This is a genomic window from Pseudomonas rhodesiae (genome assembly GCF_013285305.1).
In the GTDB taxonomy this organism is placed as follows: domain Bacteria; phylum Pseudomonadota; class Gammaproteobacteria; order Pseudomonadales; family Pseudomonadaceae; genus Aquipseudomonas; species Aquipseudomonas rhodesiae.
Window position 1 is genome coordinate 1,556,759 of the sequence record NZ_CP054205.1, and the last position, 13,707, is coordinate 1,570,465.

14 protein-coding genes are annotated in these 13,707 nt (G+C 60.2%); 11 read left to right on the top strand and 3 right to left on the bottom strand.

Going from position 1 to position 13,707, the window contains the following annotated elements; all coding sequences use genetic code 11:
* Positions 1–18: 18 nt before the first annotated feature.
* From HRH33_RS06940 to HRH33_RS06985, 10 genes are all read left to right on the top strand, one after another.
* Complete coding sequence (locus HRH33_RS06940) at positions 19–1,020, top strand: diguanylate cyclase (RefSeq protein ID WP_034096198.1); 1,002 nt, start codon at positions 19–21, stop codon at positions 1,018–1,020.
* A 326-nt stretch (positions 1,021–1,346) separates the two neighbouring features.
* Positions 1,347–2,442, top strand: a protein-coding gene (gene prfB / locus HRH33_RS06945; protein WP_098100956.1) for a peptide chain release factor 2 whose coding sequence is annotated in 2 segments (ribosomal slippage) — positions 1,347–1,418 and positions 1,420–2,442 — 1,095 coding nt in all. Because the reading frame shifts where the segments join, the coding sequence is not laid out codon by codon here.
* An 83-nt stretch (positions 2,443–2,525) separates the two neighbouring features.
* Positions 2,526–4,028, top strand: coding sequence for a lysine--tRNA ligase (gene lysS / locus HRH33_RS06950; protein WP_034112093.1), 1,503 nt, complete (start codon positions 2,526–2,528; stop codon positions 4,026–4,028).
* 106 nt (positions 4,029–4,134) lie between these two features.
* Entirely contained in the window at positions 4,135–4,851 is a 717-nt protein-coding gene (locus tag HRH33_RS06955) for a TetR/AcrR family transcriptional regulator (protein WP_034096200.1), read from the top strand.
* A gap of 15 nt (positions 4,852–4,866) precedes the next feature.
* A complete protein-coding gene (locus HRH33_RS06960) occupies positions 4,867–5,415 on the top strand; it encodes a hypothetical protein (protein ID WP_167416418.1) in 549 nt (182 codons plus the stop codon).
* A 21-nt stretch (positions 5,416–5,436) separates the two neighbouring features.
* A complete protein-coding gene (locus HRH33_RS06965; protein ID WP_034112096.1) occupies positions 5,437–6,714 on the top strand; it encodes a flavohemoglobin expression-modulating QEGLA motif protein in 1,278 nt (425 codons plus the stop codon).
* A 27-nt stretch (positions 6,715–6,741) separates the two neighbouring features.
* Entirely contained in the window at positions 6,742–7,647 is a 906-nt protein-coding gene (locus HRH33_RS06970) for an alpha/beta hydrolase (protein WP_094064773.1), read from the top strand.
* Positions 7,644–7,970 carry a PA3694 family proteiin gene (locus HRH33_RS06975; RefSeq protein WP_003172217.1) on the top strand — a complete coding sequence of 109 codons (327 nt, stop codon included), beginning with the start codon at positions 7,644–7,646 and terminating at the stop codon, positions 7,968–7,970. Before HRH33_RS06970 ends, HRH33_RS06975 begins: the two co-directional genes overlap by 4 nt.
* A gap of 167 nt (positions 7,971–8,137) precedes the next feature.
* The gene (locus tag HRH33_RS06980) at positions 8,138–8,485 is read left to right on the top strand and encodes a hypothetical protein (protein WP_167416419.1); all 348 of its coding nucleotides are present in this window, start codon (positions 8,138–8,140) and stop codon (positions 8,483–8,485) included.
* Positions 8,486–8,632: 147 nt separating this feature from the next.
* Positions 8,633–8,866 (top strand): hypothetical protein, encoded by a 234-nt coding sequence (locus tag HRH33_RS06985; protein WP_080758681.1) that lies wholly within the window; start codon positions 8,633–8,635, stop codon positions 8,864–8,866.
* Between the two features lie 29 nt (positions 8,867–8,895).
* Here the strand turns inward: HRH33_RS06985 and lptF are convergent, their stop codons facing one another.
* The 3 genes from lptF to HRH33_RS07000 all read right to left on the bottom strand — a co-directional run bounded on the left by lptF (position 8,896) and on the right by HRH33_RS07000 (position 10,789).
* Positions 8,896–9,681 carry a lipotoxin F family OmpA-related lipoprotein LptF gene (gene lptF / locus HRH33_RS06990; RefSeq protein WP_034137217.1) on the bottom strand — a complete coding sequence of 262 codons (786 nt, stop codon included), beginning with the start codon at positions 9,679–9,681 and terminating at the stop codon, positions 8,896–8,898.
* Between the two features lie 55 nt (positions 9,682–9,736).
* Positions 9,737–10,162 carry a DUF4398 domain-containing protein gene (locus tag HRH33_RS06995; protein ID WP_167416420.1) on the bottom strand — a complete coding sequence of 142 codons (426 nt, stop codon included), beginning with the start codon at positions 10,160–10,162 and terminating at the stop codon, positions 9,737–9,739.
* 282 nt (positions 10,163–10,444) lie between these two features.
* The gene (locus tag HRH33_RS07000; protein ID WP_034096207.1) at positions 10,445–10,789 is read right to left on the bottom strand and encodes a hypothetical protein; all 345 of its coding nucleotides are present in this window, start codon (positions 10,787–10,789) and stop codon (positions 10,445–10,447) included.
* A gap of 180 nt (positions 10,790–10,969) precedes the next feature.
* On the opposite strand from HRH33_RS07000, the gene ppc reads away from it, so the two are divergent.
* Complete coding sequence (gene ppc / locus HRH33_RS07005; RefSeq protein ID WP_167416421.1) at positions 10,970–13,615, top strand: phosphoenolpyruvate carboxylase; 2,646 nt, start codon at positions 10,970–10,972, stop codon at positions 13,613–13,615.
* Positions 13,616–13,707 lie beyond the last annotated feature (92 nt).

Genomic DNA, 13,707 nt, shown 5'->3' on the forward strand with positions numbered 1-13,707 from the left:
TAATTCAGGTGACTGCAGATGAATGATTTACAGATCGACGACATCAAGACCGACGAAAACGCCGCCATGGTGTTGCTGGTCGACGACCAGGCCATGATCGGCGAAGCCGTGCGGCGTGGCCTGGCCCATGAAGAAAACATCGACTTCCATTTCTGCGCCGACCCGCACCAGGCCATTGCCCAGGCCATCCGCATCAAACCGACGGTGATCCTGCAGGACCTGGTGATGCCCGGCCTCGACGGCCTGACCCTGGTGCGCGAGTACCGCAACCACCCGGCCACGGCGAACATCCCGATCATCGTGCTTTCCACCAAGGAAGACCCGCTGATCAAGAGCGCGGCATTTGCAGCCGGCGCCAACGATTACCTGGTCAAGCTGCCGGACAACATCGAACTGGTGGCGCGCATCCGCTATCACTCACGTTCCTATATGACCCTGTTGCAGCGCGATGCGGCGTACCGTGCGCTGCGGGTCAGCCAGCAGCAGTTGCTGGACACCAACCTGGTGCTGCAACGGTTGATGAACTCCGATGGCCTGACTGGGCTGTCCAACCGTCGCCACTTCGACGAATACCTGGAGCTGGAATGGCGCCGCGCCATGCGTGACCAGACCCAGCTGTCATTGCTGATGATCGACGTGGACTTCTTCAAGACCTATAACGACAGCTTCGGCCACGTCGAAGGCGACGAAGCCCTGCGTAAGGTCGCCGACACCATCCGTGACGCCAGCAGCCGCCCGTCGGACCTGCCGGCGCGCTACGGCGGCGAGGAGTTCGCTCTGGTGCTGCCCAACACCTCGCCGGGAGGTGCGCGCCTGGTGGCGGAGAAACTGCGCATGGCCGTCGCCGCGCTGAACATCCCCCACAATGCCCCGACCGAAGGTTCGTGCCTGACCGTCAGCATCGGCCTGTCCACCATGGTCCCGCAGCAGGGCTCCAGTTGCCGCCAGGTGATCATGGCGGCGGACAAGGGGCTGTATACGGCCAAGCACAATGGGCGCAATCAGGTCGGTATCGAGTGACCTGAGGCTGCGCTCAACACAAGTTTCAAAGGCAGACTCCCAACTCTTTGGTGAGCAGGCTTGCCCTGCGCCGGGCTGCGAAGCGGCCCCAAACCCAGGCACCTCGGTGTGTCAGCTAAAACCACATCGCCTGGAGTGGGGCTGCTTCGCAGCCCAGCGCGGGCGGTGCGACGATTCGACAAGCCCGCTCACTACGACAAGCCCCCTCCTGCGGTGTATTTTCCTGGGGTTTGAAACCGCCTTTTCGGCTCAGCGGGCTGCCGTTTCCAGCTGTTTGCCGTTATACTCGCCGGCTTTCAAAAGTTCGCCAACGAGTGCTGCCCGCCATGGAAATCAACCCGATCCTTAACACCATCAAGGACCTGTCCGAGCGCTCCGAAACTATTCGGGGGTATCTTTGACTACGATCAAAAGCATGAGCGTCTGACCGAGGTCAACCGCGAGCTTGAAGATCCGAGTGTCTGGAACAAACCTGAATACGCCCAGGAACTGGGGCGCGAGCGCGCTGCGCTGGCGCAGATCGTCGACACCCTCGACGAACTGAACACCGGCCTGGCCGATTGCCGTGACCTGCTGGACATGGCCGTCGAAGAAAACGACGAAGGCGCAGTGGGCGATGTGGTCGCCGAGCTGGCCCGTCTCGAGGAAAACCTCGCCAAGCTTGAATTCCGCCGCATGTTCAGCCACGAAATGGACCCGAACAACGCCTACCTGGATATCCAGGCCGGTTCCGGCGGCACCGAGGCCCAGGACTGGGCCAACATCCTGTTGCGCATGTACCTGCGCTGGGCCGACAAGCGCGGTTTCGACGCGACCATCATGGAGCTGTCCGCCGGTGAAGTCGCCGGTATCAAGGGCGCTACCGTGCATATCAAGGGCGAATACGCCTTTGGCTGGCTGCGTACCGAGATCGGCGTGCACCGTCTGGTGCGCAAGAGCCCGTTCGACTCCGGCAACCGTCGCCACACTTCGTTCTGCGCGGTGTTCGTCTCGCCTGAGATCGATGACAAAGTGGAAATCGAGATCAACCCGGCGGACCTGCGGATCGACACCTATCGTTCCTCCGGTGCCGGCGGTCAGCACGTCAACACCACCGACTCGGCCGTGCGGATTACCCACGTACCGACCAACACCGTGGTGAGCTGCCAGAACGAACGCTCCCAGCACGCCAACAAGGACACCGCCATGAAAATGCTGCGGGCCAAGTTGTACGAGCAGGAGATGCAGAAGCGCAACGCCGCTTCCCAGGCGCTGGAAGACACCAAGTCGGATATCGGCTGGGGTCACCAGATCCGTTCCTATGTGCTCGACGCGTCGCGTATCAAGGATCTGCGCACTAACATCGAACGCAGCGACTGCGACAAAGTGCTCGACGGCGATATCGACGAGTACCTGGAAGCCAGCCTGAAGTCCGGCCTGTAATACCCTGTGTGGGAGCGGGCTTGCCCGCGATCCCCAGGCCGAAGGCCTGGGGGCAACGAACCTGTGATGGAAAATTTAAAGACATGAGCGACCAACAACTCGACCCGCAAGCCCTGCAACAGGAAGAAAACTCCCTGATCGCCCTGCGCAAGGAAAAGCTTGCTGCCGAGCGCGCCAAGGGCAACGCCTTCCCCAACGACTTCCGCCGCGACAACTACTGCGATGCCTTGCAGAAACAGTACGCGGACAAGACCAAGGAAGAGCTGGCGGAAGCGGCGATCCCGGTCAAGGTGGCAGGTCGTATCATGCTCAACCGTGGCTCGTTCATGGTGATCCAGGACATGACCGGGCGTATCCAGGTCTACGTCAACCGCAAGACCCTGTCCGAAGAAACCCTGGCCTCGGTGAAAACCTGGGACATGGGCGACATCATCGCCGCCGAAGGCACCCTGGCCCGTTCCGGCAAGGGCGACCTGTACGTGGAAATGACCAACGTGCGCCTGCTGACCAAGTCCTTGCGCCCGCTGCCGGACAAGCACCACGGCCTGACCGACACCGAGCAACGCTATCGCCAGCGCTATGTCGACCTGATCGTCAACGAAGACGTGCGCCACACCTTCCGCGTCCGCTCGCAGATCATCGCCCACATCCGCAGCTTCCTGATGCAGCGTGACTTCCTGGAAGTGGAAACGCCGATGCTGCAAACCATTCCCGGCGGTGCCGCAGCCAAGCCGTTCGAAACCCACCACAACGCGCTGGACATGGAAATGTTCCTGCGTATCGCGCCTGAGCTGTACCTCAAGCGTCTGGTGGTCGGTGGTTTCGAGAAGGTCTTCGAGATCAACCGCAACTTCCGCAACGAAGGCGTCTCCACCCGTCACAACCCAGAATTCACCATGTTGGAGTTCTACCAGGCTTACGCCGACTACGAAGACAACATGGACCTGACCGAAGAACTGTTCCGCGAGCTGGCGCAGCTGGTCCTGGGCAGCACCGACGTGCCGTACGGCGACAAGGTGTTCCACTTCGGCGAGCCGTTCGTGCGCCTGTCGGTGTTCGATTCGATCCTCAAATACAACCCCGAGCTGAGCGCCGATGACCTCAACGACATCGACAAGGCTCGCGCCATCGCCAAGAAAGCCGGCGCCAAGGTGCTGGGCTTCGAAGGCCTGGGCAAACTGCAGGTGATGATTTTCGAGGAGCTGGTGGAGCACAAGCTGGAACAGCCGCACTTCATTACCCAGTACCCGTTCGAAGTGTCGCCGTTGGCCCGTCGCAACGACGACAACCCGAACGTCACCGACCGTTTCGAGCTGTTTATCGGCGGCCGCGAAATCGCCAACGCCTACTCCGAGTTGAACGACGCGGAAGACCAGGCCGAGCGCTTTATGGCCCAGGTGGCCGACAAAGATGCCGGCGACGACGAAGCCATGCACTACGACGCCGACTTCGTCCGCGCCCTGGAATACGGCATGCCGCCGACCGCCGGTGAAGGCATCGGCATCGACCGCCTGGTGATGTTGTTGACCAACTCGCCGTCGATCCGCGATGTGATCCTGTTCCCGCACATGCGGCCACAAGCGTAACCGTAGCGAAATCCAGAGCCGCCTTTTATAAGGCGGCTTTTTTATGTGGCGTCTATAAGCGTCAAGCAAACAGCGCCAGGTTTTGATCTGTTCAAGGATGTGAGTCGTGAACCGCGTAACCGCACAAGAAGGCGCCGCCGGCATTGCTGCTGCCGTGGCTGAAAGCGTCCAGTACCAGGGCCGCAAGGCCAGTCGCCAAGGCAGCGAGCAGCGCAGGCAAGACATTTTGGATGCGGCCATGCGCATCGTGGTGCGCGATGGTGTGCGGGCTGTGCGTCATCGTGCGGTGGCCGCCGAAGCGGGGGTGCCGCTGTCGGCGACCACCTACTACTTCAAGGACATCGACGACCTGCTCACCGACACCTTCGCCCAATACGTGGAACGCAGCGCCGCGTTCATGGGCAAATTGTGGGTACGCAACGAGGGCTTGCTGCGCGAAATGGTCGCTTATGGCGATGGCAGCCCGCAGTCGCGCTCGCAGTTGGCGGACGACATCGCCCGCTTGACCGCCGATTACGTGATGCGCCAATTGACCAATCGCCGCGAGCACTTGATGGCCGAACAGGCCTTTCGTCAGGAAGCCTTGCTCAACCCGCGGCTGGCGGAACTGGTGCGGTCCCATCAACAGATTCTGCTGCAGGGCACCGGGCAGTTTTTCCAGGTATTGGGTTCCCGCGAGCCGCAACAGGATGCCAAAGTGTTGACGGCGATAATCGGTCGGATGGAATATCAGGGCCTGCTGGGCGGCCCAGAGCCTTTGACCGCTGACGAGATGCTTGAGATTCTCAAGCGTTACATGCATTTGGTGTTGGCCTCGGTCTGACACCGGGGGAGTCCAATGAAAACCTGGCGTTTGGCGGTACTGGCCCTGTCGTTCCTATTGCTCGGTGGTTGCCTGGTAACGTTCAAGGACCCGTTGCCCGCCCATGAGGCGGCGCCGGATGAACTGCTGGGCCATTGGACCAGCAAGAATGCTTGGGGCGAACCGCTCAATCTGCAAATCAGCCGCGCCGGTGAGCACCGCTATAAAGCGGTGAGCTACCCTAAAGCCTCGCCGGCCCAGCGCGATGAGTACCTGTTTACCGTTTCGCGCCATGGCAGCCGCTGGTACCTGTCGGCACCATTGCCCGCCAGGTGGGGAGGGCATTATTTCCTGGCGGGGTTCGAGTTCGACGATAAGCACGAATTGGTGGTCTATAACCTCGATCTCGAACAGATTCACCAGGCTATCGGGCAACAGGTACTGCATGGCAGCACCGTGGATACCGTCGACGGCGCCGGTGTACTGATCGACAGCGCCATGAACCAGGTATTTGCCTACCTGGATGATCCGGCCAATGCCGATGTGTTCGTTGAAGCCGTGCGCTACCGGCGCGCGGGTCGATAACGTTTAAAGAGGAAGTACCGGGTGGACGATTACCAGCAGACGATACGCACCTTGTCCGATCGCATTGTGCTGGCGCAAACCCCGATCCGCGTCCTCGACGCCGTGAAATGGGACGAGAACATCCGTCAAGGGTTTCTCAAGGCCAAGGGCAAAGCCATGCCGGCCGTGGATCGCGACTATTACCTGAACCGGCCGCTGTCGTTCGATTCCAGCGCGGTGAAGCTGGAATTCCAGAATATCGAGCGTGACATCACCCGCCGGCTCGGCCAATTCAGCCCGGTGGGGCAGATCATGCGCCGCATGTGCAAGGAATACCGCATGGTGGTGCGCATGCTGGAGGCTCGGGGCACCGAGGATTTCGGCCTGATCTCCCAAGAGCTGTACGGCGCCGCCTCCGATGCGTTCCACGCCGGCGACCCGACCCTGGCCGATCTGGGCCTGATGCTGTCCGATTACCTGAACAACATCGACGGCCGTGGCGACCTCAAGGACGAAGCCAAGACCCTGACCGCCAAGGACGCCGTGGCCCTGCTGCAAACCCGCCTGAACAAGGTGTTCGGCGAGGCCGAAGAAACCATTCGTGTGTTCGAGTCCGACGGTATTGTCGCCGACGCGGCGGCGGGTGCCGACTACATCAAGATCCGCGCCGACGCTATGTTCAACGACCGCGATGTGCGCGCCTTGGAAGTGCATGAAGGCCTGGTGCATGTGGGCACCACCCTCAACGGCCAGAACCAGCCGATCTGCACCTTCCTGTCCAAGGGCCCGCCGTCGTCCACCGTGACCCAGGAAGGTCTGGCGATCCTGATGGAGATCATTACCTTCGCCTCCTACCCCAGCCGCCTGCGCAAATTGACCAACCGCACGCGGGCCATCCATATGGTGGAGGAGGGCGCCGACTTCCTGCAGGTATTTGAGTTCTTCCGCGAGCAAGGCTTTGAGATGGCGGAAAGCTATGGCAACGCCAGCCGCGTATTCCGTGGCTCGGTGCCGACCGGTCTGCCGTTCACCAAGGATTTGTCCTACCTCAAGGGCTTTATCATGGTCTACAACTACATCCAGTTGGCTGTGCGTAAAGGCAAGCTGGAACAAGTGCCGCTGCTGTTCTGCGGCAAGACCACCCTGGAAGACATGCGTACCCTGCGCCAACTGGTGGATGAAGGCCTGGTGGTGCCGCCCAAGTACCTGCCCGAGCAATTCCGTGACATGAACGCCCTGGCGGCGTGGATGTGCTTCTCCAACTTCCTCAACCATCTGAGCCTGGATCGGATCGAGGCTGACTACTCCAATATCCTTTAAATGCTGTTATTTGCGAGGCTTCAACGGATGAGAATCCTCGGCATTCTGTGCCTGCTCCTCACACTGAACGGCTGTAGCTCGCTGCTGTTCTACCCCGAACCCGGCCTGCCGTTCACGCCACAAAAAGCACACTTGGACTACCGCGACGTCACCTTGACCACCGCCGATGGCGTCAAGCTGCATGCTTGGTGGTTGCCGGCCAAACCCGGCGTGCCGCTCAAGGGCACGGTTCTGCACCTGCACGGCAACGGTGGCAATTTGGCCTGGCATCTGGGCGGCAGTTGGTGGTTGCCGGAGCAGGGGTATCAAGTGTTGCTGCTGGACTATCGCGGTTATGGGCTGTCGGAAGGCAAGCCCTCATTGCCGGCGATTTATCAGGACGTGGACGCGGCTTTCAGCTGGCTCGACAAGGCCCCCGAAACCCAGGGGCAGCCCCTGATTGTGCTTGGCCAAAGCCTGGGCGGCGCGCTGGCCGTGCATTACCTGGCGGCGCACCCGCAGCGTCAGGCCCAGCTCAAGGCGCTGGTGCTGGACGGCGTGCCGGCCAGTTATCGTGACGTAGGACAATTCGCGCTGAGCACCTCCTGGCTAACATGGCCATTGCAAGTGCCCTTATCCTGGCTCGTGCCCGACGCGGACAGTGCGATCAATGCCATGCCCCAGTTGAGTGGCGTGCCGAAACTGTTGTTTCACAGCCTCGATGACCCGATCGTGCCCGTGGCCAATGGCATCCGCTTGTATCAGGCGGCGCCGCCGCCCAGAGTCTTGCAATTGACCCGGGGCGGGCATGTGCAGACCTTTGCCGATAAAACCTGGCAAACCGTGATGCTGCGCTATCTGGATGACCCGCAACATTTCAATGGCCTGCGGCGCCTGGGCGAAATTCCAAACTATCCGACTCCTAACGTTGATCCATCAGAGAGCCCGCAATGAGCGAAGAACGCAACATGATCCCGCTGATCCTCACCGGCATCGGCACCATCATCGGTACCGTCGGTTGCCTGTGGTACTACGGCTACCTGCACTTCGCCAAACCGGAAGATGCGTTGCTGCTCAGTGACTTCACCATGCTCAAGACCGTGCCGGGCGAGGATTACAAGATCTCCCTGACTCCGGCCGCCCAAGTGGCGCAGTGCGTCGATGGCGTGCTGGTGATGTTTGATACCGAGCAGAAAGGCTTGAGTGGCGTGCTGGTGAACAACAAGAAGCAAGCCGTGCGCTGCATGGGGCAGGAAACGCCGCAGTTGCAGCAGTGAGCTTGCACGTCATTGTTGTGGGAAAGCGCCACGAGACTTGGTGATTAAGTCTTCAGTGCAATGGTAAACCTACGCAACCCGGAACTATCTCGATTAACCAGCCACAGATTCGGGACTGATTGGTATCACTGATCGGTCTTTATTTCAATTATGTGGAGTTAGCATCTATGGCAGCTGTTAATGCACCGTCGAGTGTTGGGAATGCGCGCGATGCCGGCGCAGTGGGGCAACTGAGTCTCGATCAGCGGATCCAAGATACACGAAACCAAATTCAACAACTGCGATCGCGAGGTTCCCACGGTGGACCGGGAAGCAGTGGTGCCGGTGGCGACGAAACCCTTGAGGCGCTTTTGAAGCTGCTGAATAAGCTGCTTGAACAAAAAAAGAATGAAGGTGCACAGAGCGGTCAAGGGGCTCAAAACGGCAACGCTCAGCAAGACGGTCAATCTGGTGCGCAGTCTGCCTCTCAAATTCAGCAGGGAGACTATCAGGGGAACACCCCGGTACCTTTCTGACTGCTCGCCTCACAAAAGCAGCCCTCGTCGATGGGCTGTTTATGGCGCTTGTAGCGATCAGTCCACCAACAAGTCGGCGCTGGCGGTAGTCACGGGCGACGGAATTATCTGGAACCCTATCGCGTATTCAAACCACAGAAAGCGGAGTTGCTTACACAGATCGAGGCCGAGAACGTGGCGATACGCATTGCTGCAATCGACAACATGCTGGACATGATCAGAGGGCATCAGACGCTGGAAAGGCGAGATGCTCGGGATCATGAGCTTGCGCAACTGATGGACAAGCTCTCGCAAAATACCTACGGTTCCAGAATTGAAATGCCCGCTGAGGATACTCATCGCACTATCGAGTTTGGCGAACCGAAAAAAAACCCACCGTAAGGTGGGTTTTTCTATCCAATCTCAATCAATCAGTTCGCCATCGACGAACGTGGCTTGACCGGTTGGTTGTCGTTGGAGATGGTCACTTCAACGCGGCGGTTCATGGCGCGGCCCGATGCGCTGCTATTGTCGGCAACCGGATATTCCTTGCCATAGCCCTGGGTCACGATGCGCGAAATATCCACGCCTTGCTGAGCCAGTGCGCGTTGTACGGAAGCTGCACGGCGCTCCGACAAGCTCTGGTTGTAGGAATCGGAACCGGTGCTGTCGGTGTAGCCTTCGACGATCACTTTACGATCTGGGTTGTCGCGCAGGAACTGAGCCAGTTTGGTGATATTCACCAGGCCGCTGGATTTCAGATCGGACTTATTGGTGGCGAACAATACGTCACCGAAAGTCACCAGCGTACCGCGATCGGTCTGCTTGGCGTTCAAGCTGTCCTGCAACTGCTTGATCTGCGCATCGCGAGCTTCCAGCAGGGCGCGAGCGCGTTCGTCGCCGGCGTTTTTCAGCTTGGCTTCGGATTCGCGCAAGGCGATGGTGTCTTTGGCCACTTCAACGCGCTGGTTGGTCAGGTAAGCCAACTGGTCGACCTTCTTCTGATCTTCCTTGTCGCGATAGGCTTTGTCGGCCTTGTCCAGCCATTCCTGAGCGTCCTTGGTTTCCAGCGCCGCGAGCTTGGTGGCCTGTGGGTTGGTCTGCAGGGCCGAGAAGTTGGTGCGGGCGTTTTCCAGGTTGGCGTTTGGCGGAGTGGAGCAGGCCGCCAAGGCAACGCTCATTGCCAACAGGGCAGGGATCATCAGTTGTTTACGCATAATCGTGTCGTCCTTTCAATTCGATATCGGGTGCGGTGCGGTCGAGGGGCTCGGTTTATTTGTGCTGGATAGCAGCCGGGCGCATGCCTTCCTTACGCAACTCGTCAACGGCCTTCTGGGAATCCTTCACCGCTTGCTCAGCTTTGGCAGCCTGGGCTTTACGTTCGGCGACACGGGCGTCCCACTCGGCTTGTTCAGCCAACATACGAGCCTTCTCGTAGTTTTTGTCGTGCATCGCGATTTCAGCTTCTTTGAGCTTGTCCTGAGCCGACTTCATTTCTACAGCGGCGTACTCGGTGCCACCGGCGCTGACAGCGCTGTTGACCGCCGACTGGGTCACTGCGTACTGCTCAGTCGGAGGGTTACCGGCGCAGCCAGCCAGAACGAAGCTGGTACCGATTGCCAGCGCGGCCAATTTAAGCCCGCGCAGATGGTTAAACGAGGATTTGGCAGTGCTGGTCTTCATCGTCTTCAACTCCATTGGATAACTCCTGAAAAACATCAAAATCCATCTCAGTCAGTGAACGGCTGCGAGCCCGGTGGTAAAGCGCCTGGTGCTCTTTCAAACGGCCGTTCCAAGTGATGGCTTACTGGCTGTGACCGGAGGCTTTTTTCAAAAGTTCAGAAGAGATGGCGATTTGCCTAAAAAAATAATTGACTAAGTAGTCAGCGAAAAAAATTGGAACTTTTGCACTTCCAAGCAGTATTTCGGGCCTGTAATAGGCCCGGAATACAAGGGGAGGGTGGATTAAACGACAGCAGATCAGTGCTTCGATTCGTCCGCACTGGTAGACAAATCATGTAGATAGCGACGCGACAGCGACAAAAAGCGCGGGGTAGGGCCGACGTCTTCGTACAGCGGGTCGCCCTCTTCATCGGTCGCAATCACCTGCTGACCTTTGATATAGGGAAAGCTGGCTTCCAGCTCTTCAAGGGCGGCGCCGATCAGCTCGCCAAGCAGCTCTTCGGTGTTGCGCTTGGGGTACATCTCGGCGATGGCCGCCAGCCGGGCGGCGGACTCCACGTCCAGGTGGATCGCATATTCGGTCTTGGTCAAGCGACCCTTGGCGTTCTCTTCCCAATGCTGGGCCAATTCTCGGATTTTCATGGCAACCTCAATAAAACCCACGGCAAGCGGGCGGTGATGAGTGACCAGCCGTTCGCCTATCGCGACGACTTATGGTTGAGACTAGCTGCAACCCACAAGGTTTAAAGTCTTGTCATAAAACAACGCGGGCGGCACTCTGGCAGATCTGCGCGTCCCGGATTTCTGGCTGGAGATTGGCTGATGAGTGATATCGATGCACGCTTGCGTGAGGATGTTCACCTGCTGGGTGAATTGTTGGGCAACACCATTCGAGAGCAGTACGGCGATGATTTTCTCGACAAGATCGAGCAGATCCGCAAAGGCGCCAAGGCCGATCGGCGTGGCGCCGACTCTGAGAAAACCGCCGGCGATGAACTGAGCGCCAGCCTCAATCAGTTGCAGGAAGACGAACTGCTGCCGGTGGCGCGGGCTTTCAACCAGTTTCTCAATCTGGCCAATATCGCCGAGCAGTATCAGTTGATTCACCGTCGCGATGAGTCGCAACCGGCACCCTTCGAGGCGCGCGTGCTGCCCGAGCTGCTGGCGCGCCTGCAACGCGAAGGCCACAGCAACGAATCCCTGGCCCGCCAGTTGGCGCGCGTGGAAATCGAGCTGGTCCTCACCGCCCACCCGACCGAAGTGGCGCGCCGCACCTTGATCCAGAAGTACGACGCCATCGCCGCGCAGTTGGCCTTGCAGGATCACCGCGACCTCACCACCGCCGAGCGCGAGCAGATCCGCCAACGCCTGCAACGATTGATCGCCGAGGCCTGGCACACCGAAGAAATCCGCCGCACCCGCCCCACGCCGGTGGATGAAGCCAAGTGGGGCTTTGCGGTGATCGAGCATTCGCTGTGGCACGCCATCCCCAACTATTTGCGCAAGGCCGATCAGGCGTTGCACGCGGCCACCGGCCTGCGCCTGCCCCTGGAAGCGGCGCCGATTCGCTTTGCATCGTGGATGGGCGGCGACCGTGACGGCAACCCGAATGTCACCGCGCCGGTCACCCGCGAAGTCTTGCTGCTGGCGCGGTGGATGGCGGCCGACCTGTACCTGCGCGATATCGATCAGTTGGCTTCCGAGCTGTCCATGCGTCACGCCAGCCCAGCGTTGCAGGCCAAGGTCGGCGACAGCGTCGAGCCGTACCGGTCCGTGCTCAAGCAACTGCGCGACCGCTTGCGCGCCACGCGGCAATGGGCCCACACCGCGTTGAGCAGCAGCACTCCGGCGCCCGTCGAGGTGTTGCAGAACAACCGTGAACTGCTTGAGCCGCTGGAGCTGTGCTACCAGTCGCTGCATGAATGCGGCATGGGCGTGATCGCCGACGGGCCGCTGCTCGATTGCCTGCGTCGCGCAGTGACATTCGGCCTGTTCCTGGTGCGTCTGGATGTGCGCCAGGATTCCAGCCGTCACTCGGCAGCCATGACGGAGATCACCGATTACCTCGGCCTGGGTCGCTACGAAGATTGGGATGAGGACGCGCGCATCAGCTTCTTAATGAAGGAGTTGACCAACCGTCGCCCGTTGCTGCCGGGGTATTTCAAACCGTCGGCCGACACCGCCGAAGTGCTCAATACCTGTAAGGAAATCGCCGCAGCCCCTGCGGCGTCGTTGGGCTCGTATGTCATCTCCATGGCTGGTGCGGCGTCGGATGTGCTGGCGGTGCAATTGCTGCTTAAAGAGTCGGGTGTACAGCGGCCAATGCGCGTGGTGCCGTTGTTCGAAACCCTGGCCGACCTGGATAACGCCGGGCCAGTGATCGAGCAACTGTTGCAACTGCCGGGCTATCGCGCACGCTTGCAGGGCCCGCAGGAAGTGATGATCGGCTATTCCGACTCGGCCAAGGACGCCGGCACCACCGCCGCCGCCTGGGCGCAATACCGGGCGCAGGAGCGCCTGGTGGATATTTGCCGCGAACAGCAAGTGGAGCTGCTGTTGTTCCATGGTCGCGGTGGCACCGTGGGCCGTGGCGGGGGCCCGGCCCATGCGGCGATCCTGTCGCAGCCACCAGGCTCGGTGGCCGGGCGTTTCCGCACCACCGAACAAGGCGAAATGATCCGCTTCAAGTTCGGTCTGCCGGACATCGCGGAGCAGAACCTCAACCTTTACTTGGCTGCAGTGCTGGAAGCAACGCTGTTGCCGCCGCCACCGCCCGAGCCGGCCTGGCGTCATTTAATGGACGAATTGGCCGCGGATGGTGTGAGGGCCTACCGCGCGGTCGTAAGGGAAAATCCGCAATTCGTCGAGTATTTCCGCCAGTCCACCCCCGAACAGGAGCTTGGCCGCCTGCCGCTGGGCAGCCGTCCAGCCAAGCGGCGTGCGGGCGGTATCGAAAGCCTGCGCGCCATCCCTTGGATCTTCGGTTGGACCCAGACGCGCTTGATGCTGCCGGCGTGGCTCGGCTGGGAGGCGGCGTTGAGCAATGCCCTGGCGCGGGGTGAAGGTGAATTGCTGGGGCAGATGCGCGAACAGTGGCCGTTCTTCCGCACCCGCATCGATATGCTGGAAATGGTGCTGGCCAAGGCCGATGCCGATATTGCGCGTCTCTATGATGAACGCCTGGTGCAGCCCGACCTGTTGCCATTGGGTGCGCACTTGCGCGACCTATTGTCGCAGGCGTGCTCGGTGGTGCTCGGTCTGACCGGCCAGTCGCAACTGCTGGCACACAGCCCTGACACCCTGGAGTTCATCCGCCTGCGCAATACCTACCTTGACCCCTTGCATCTGTTGCAGGCCGAGTTGCTGGCGCGCTCGCGCCGGCAGGAAGCCGCGCAGGACAGCCCTCTGGAACAGGCGCTGCTGGTATCCGTGGCCGGTATCGCGGCCGGGTTGCGCAACACCGGCTGAGGTTTTTCGCGTGTTCTCAATGGCTTGCGCCTGAGCCAGGACGGCCGCCCGGAACCGGGCGGTCATCGTCCATGGGGGCGGGTTGCACTCTG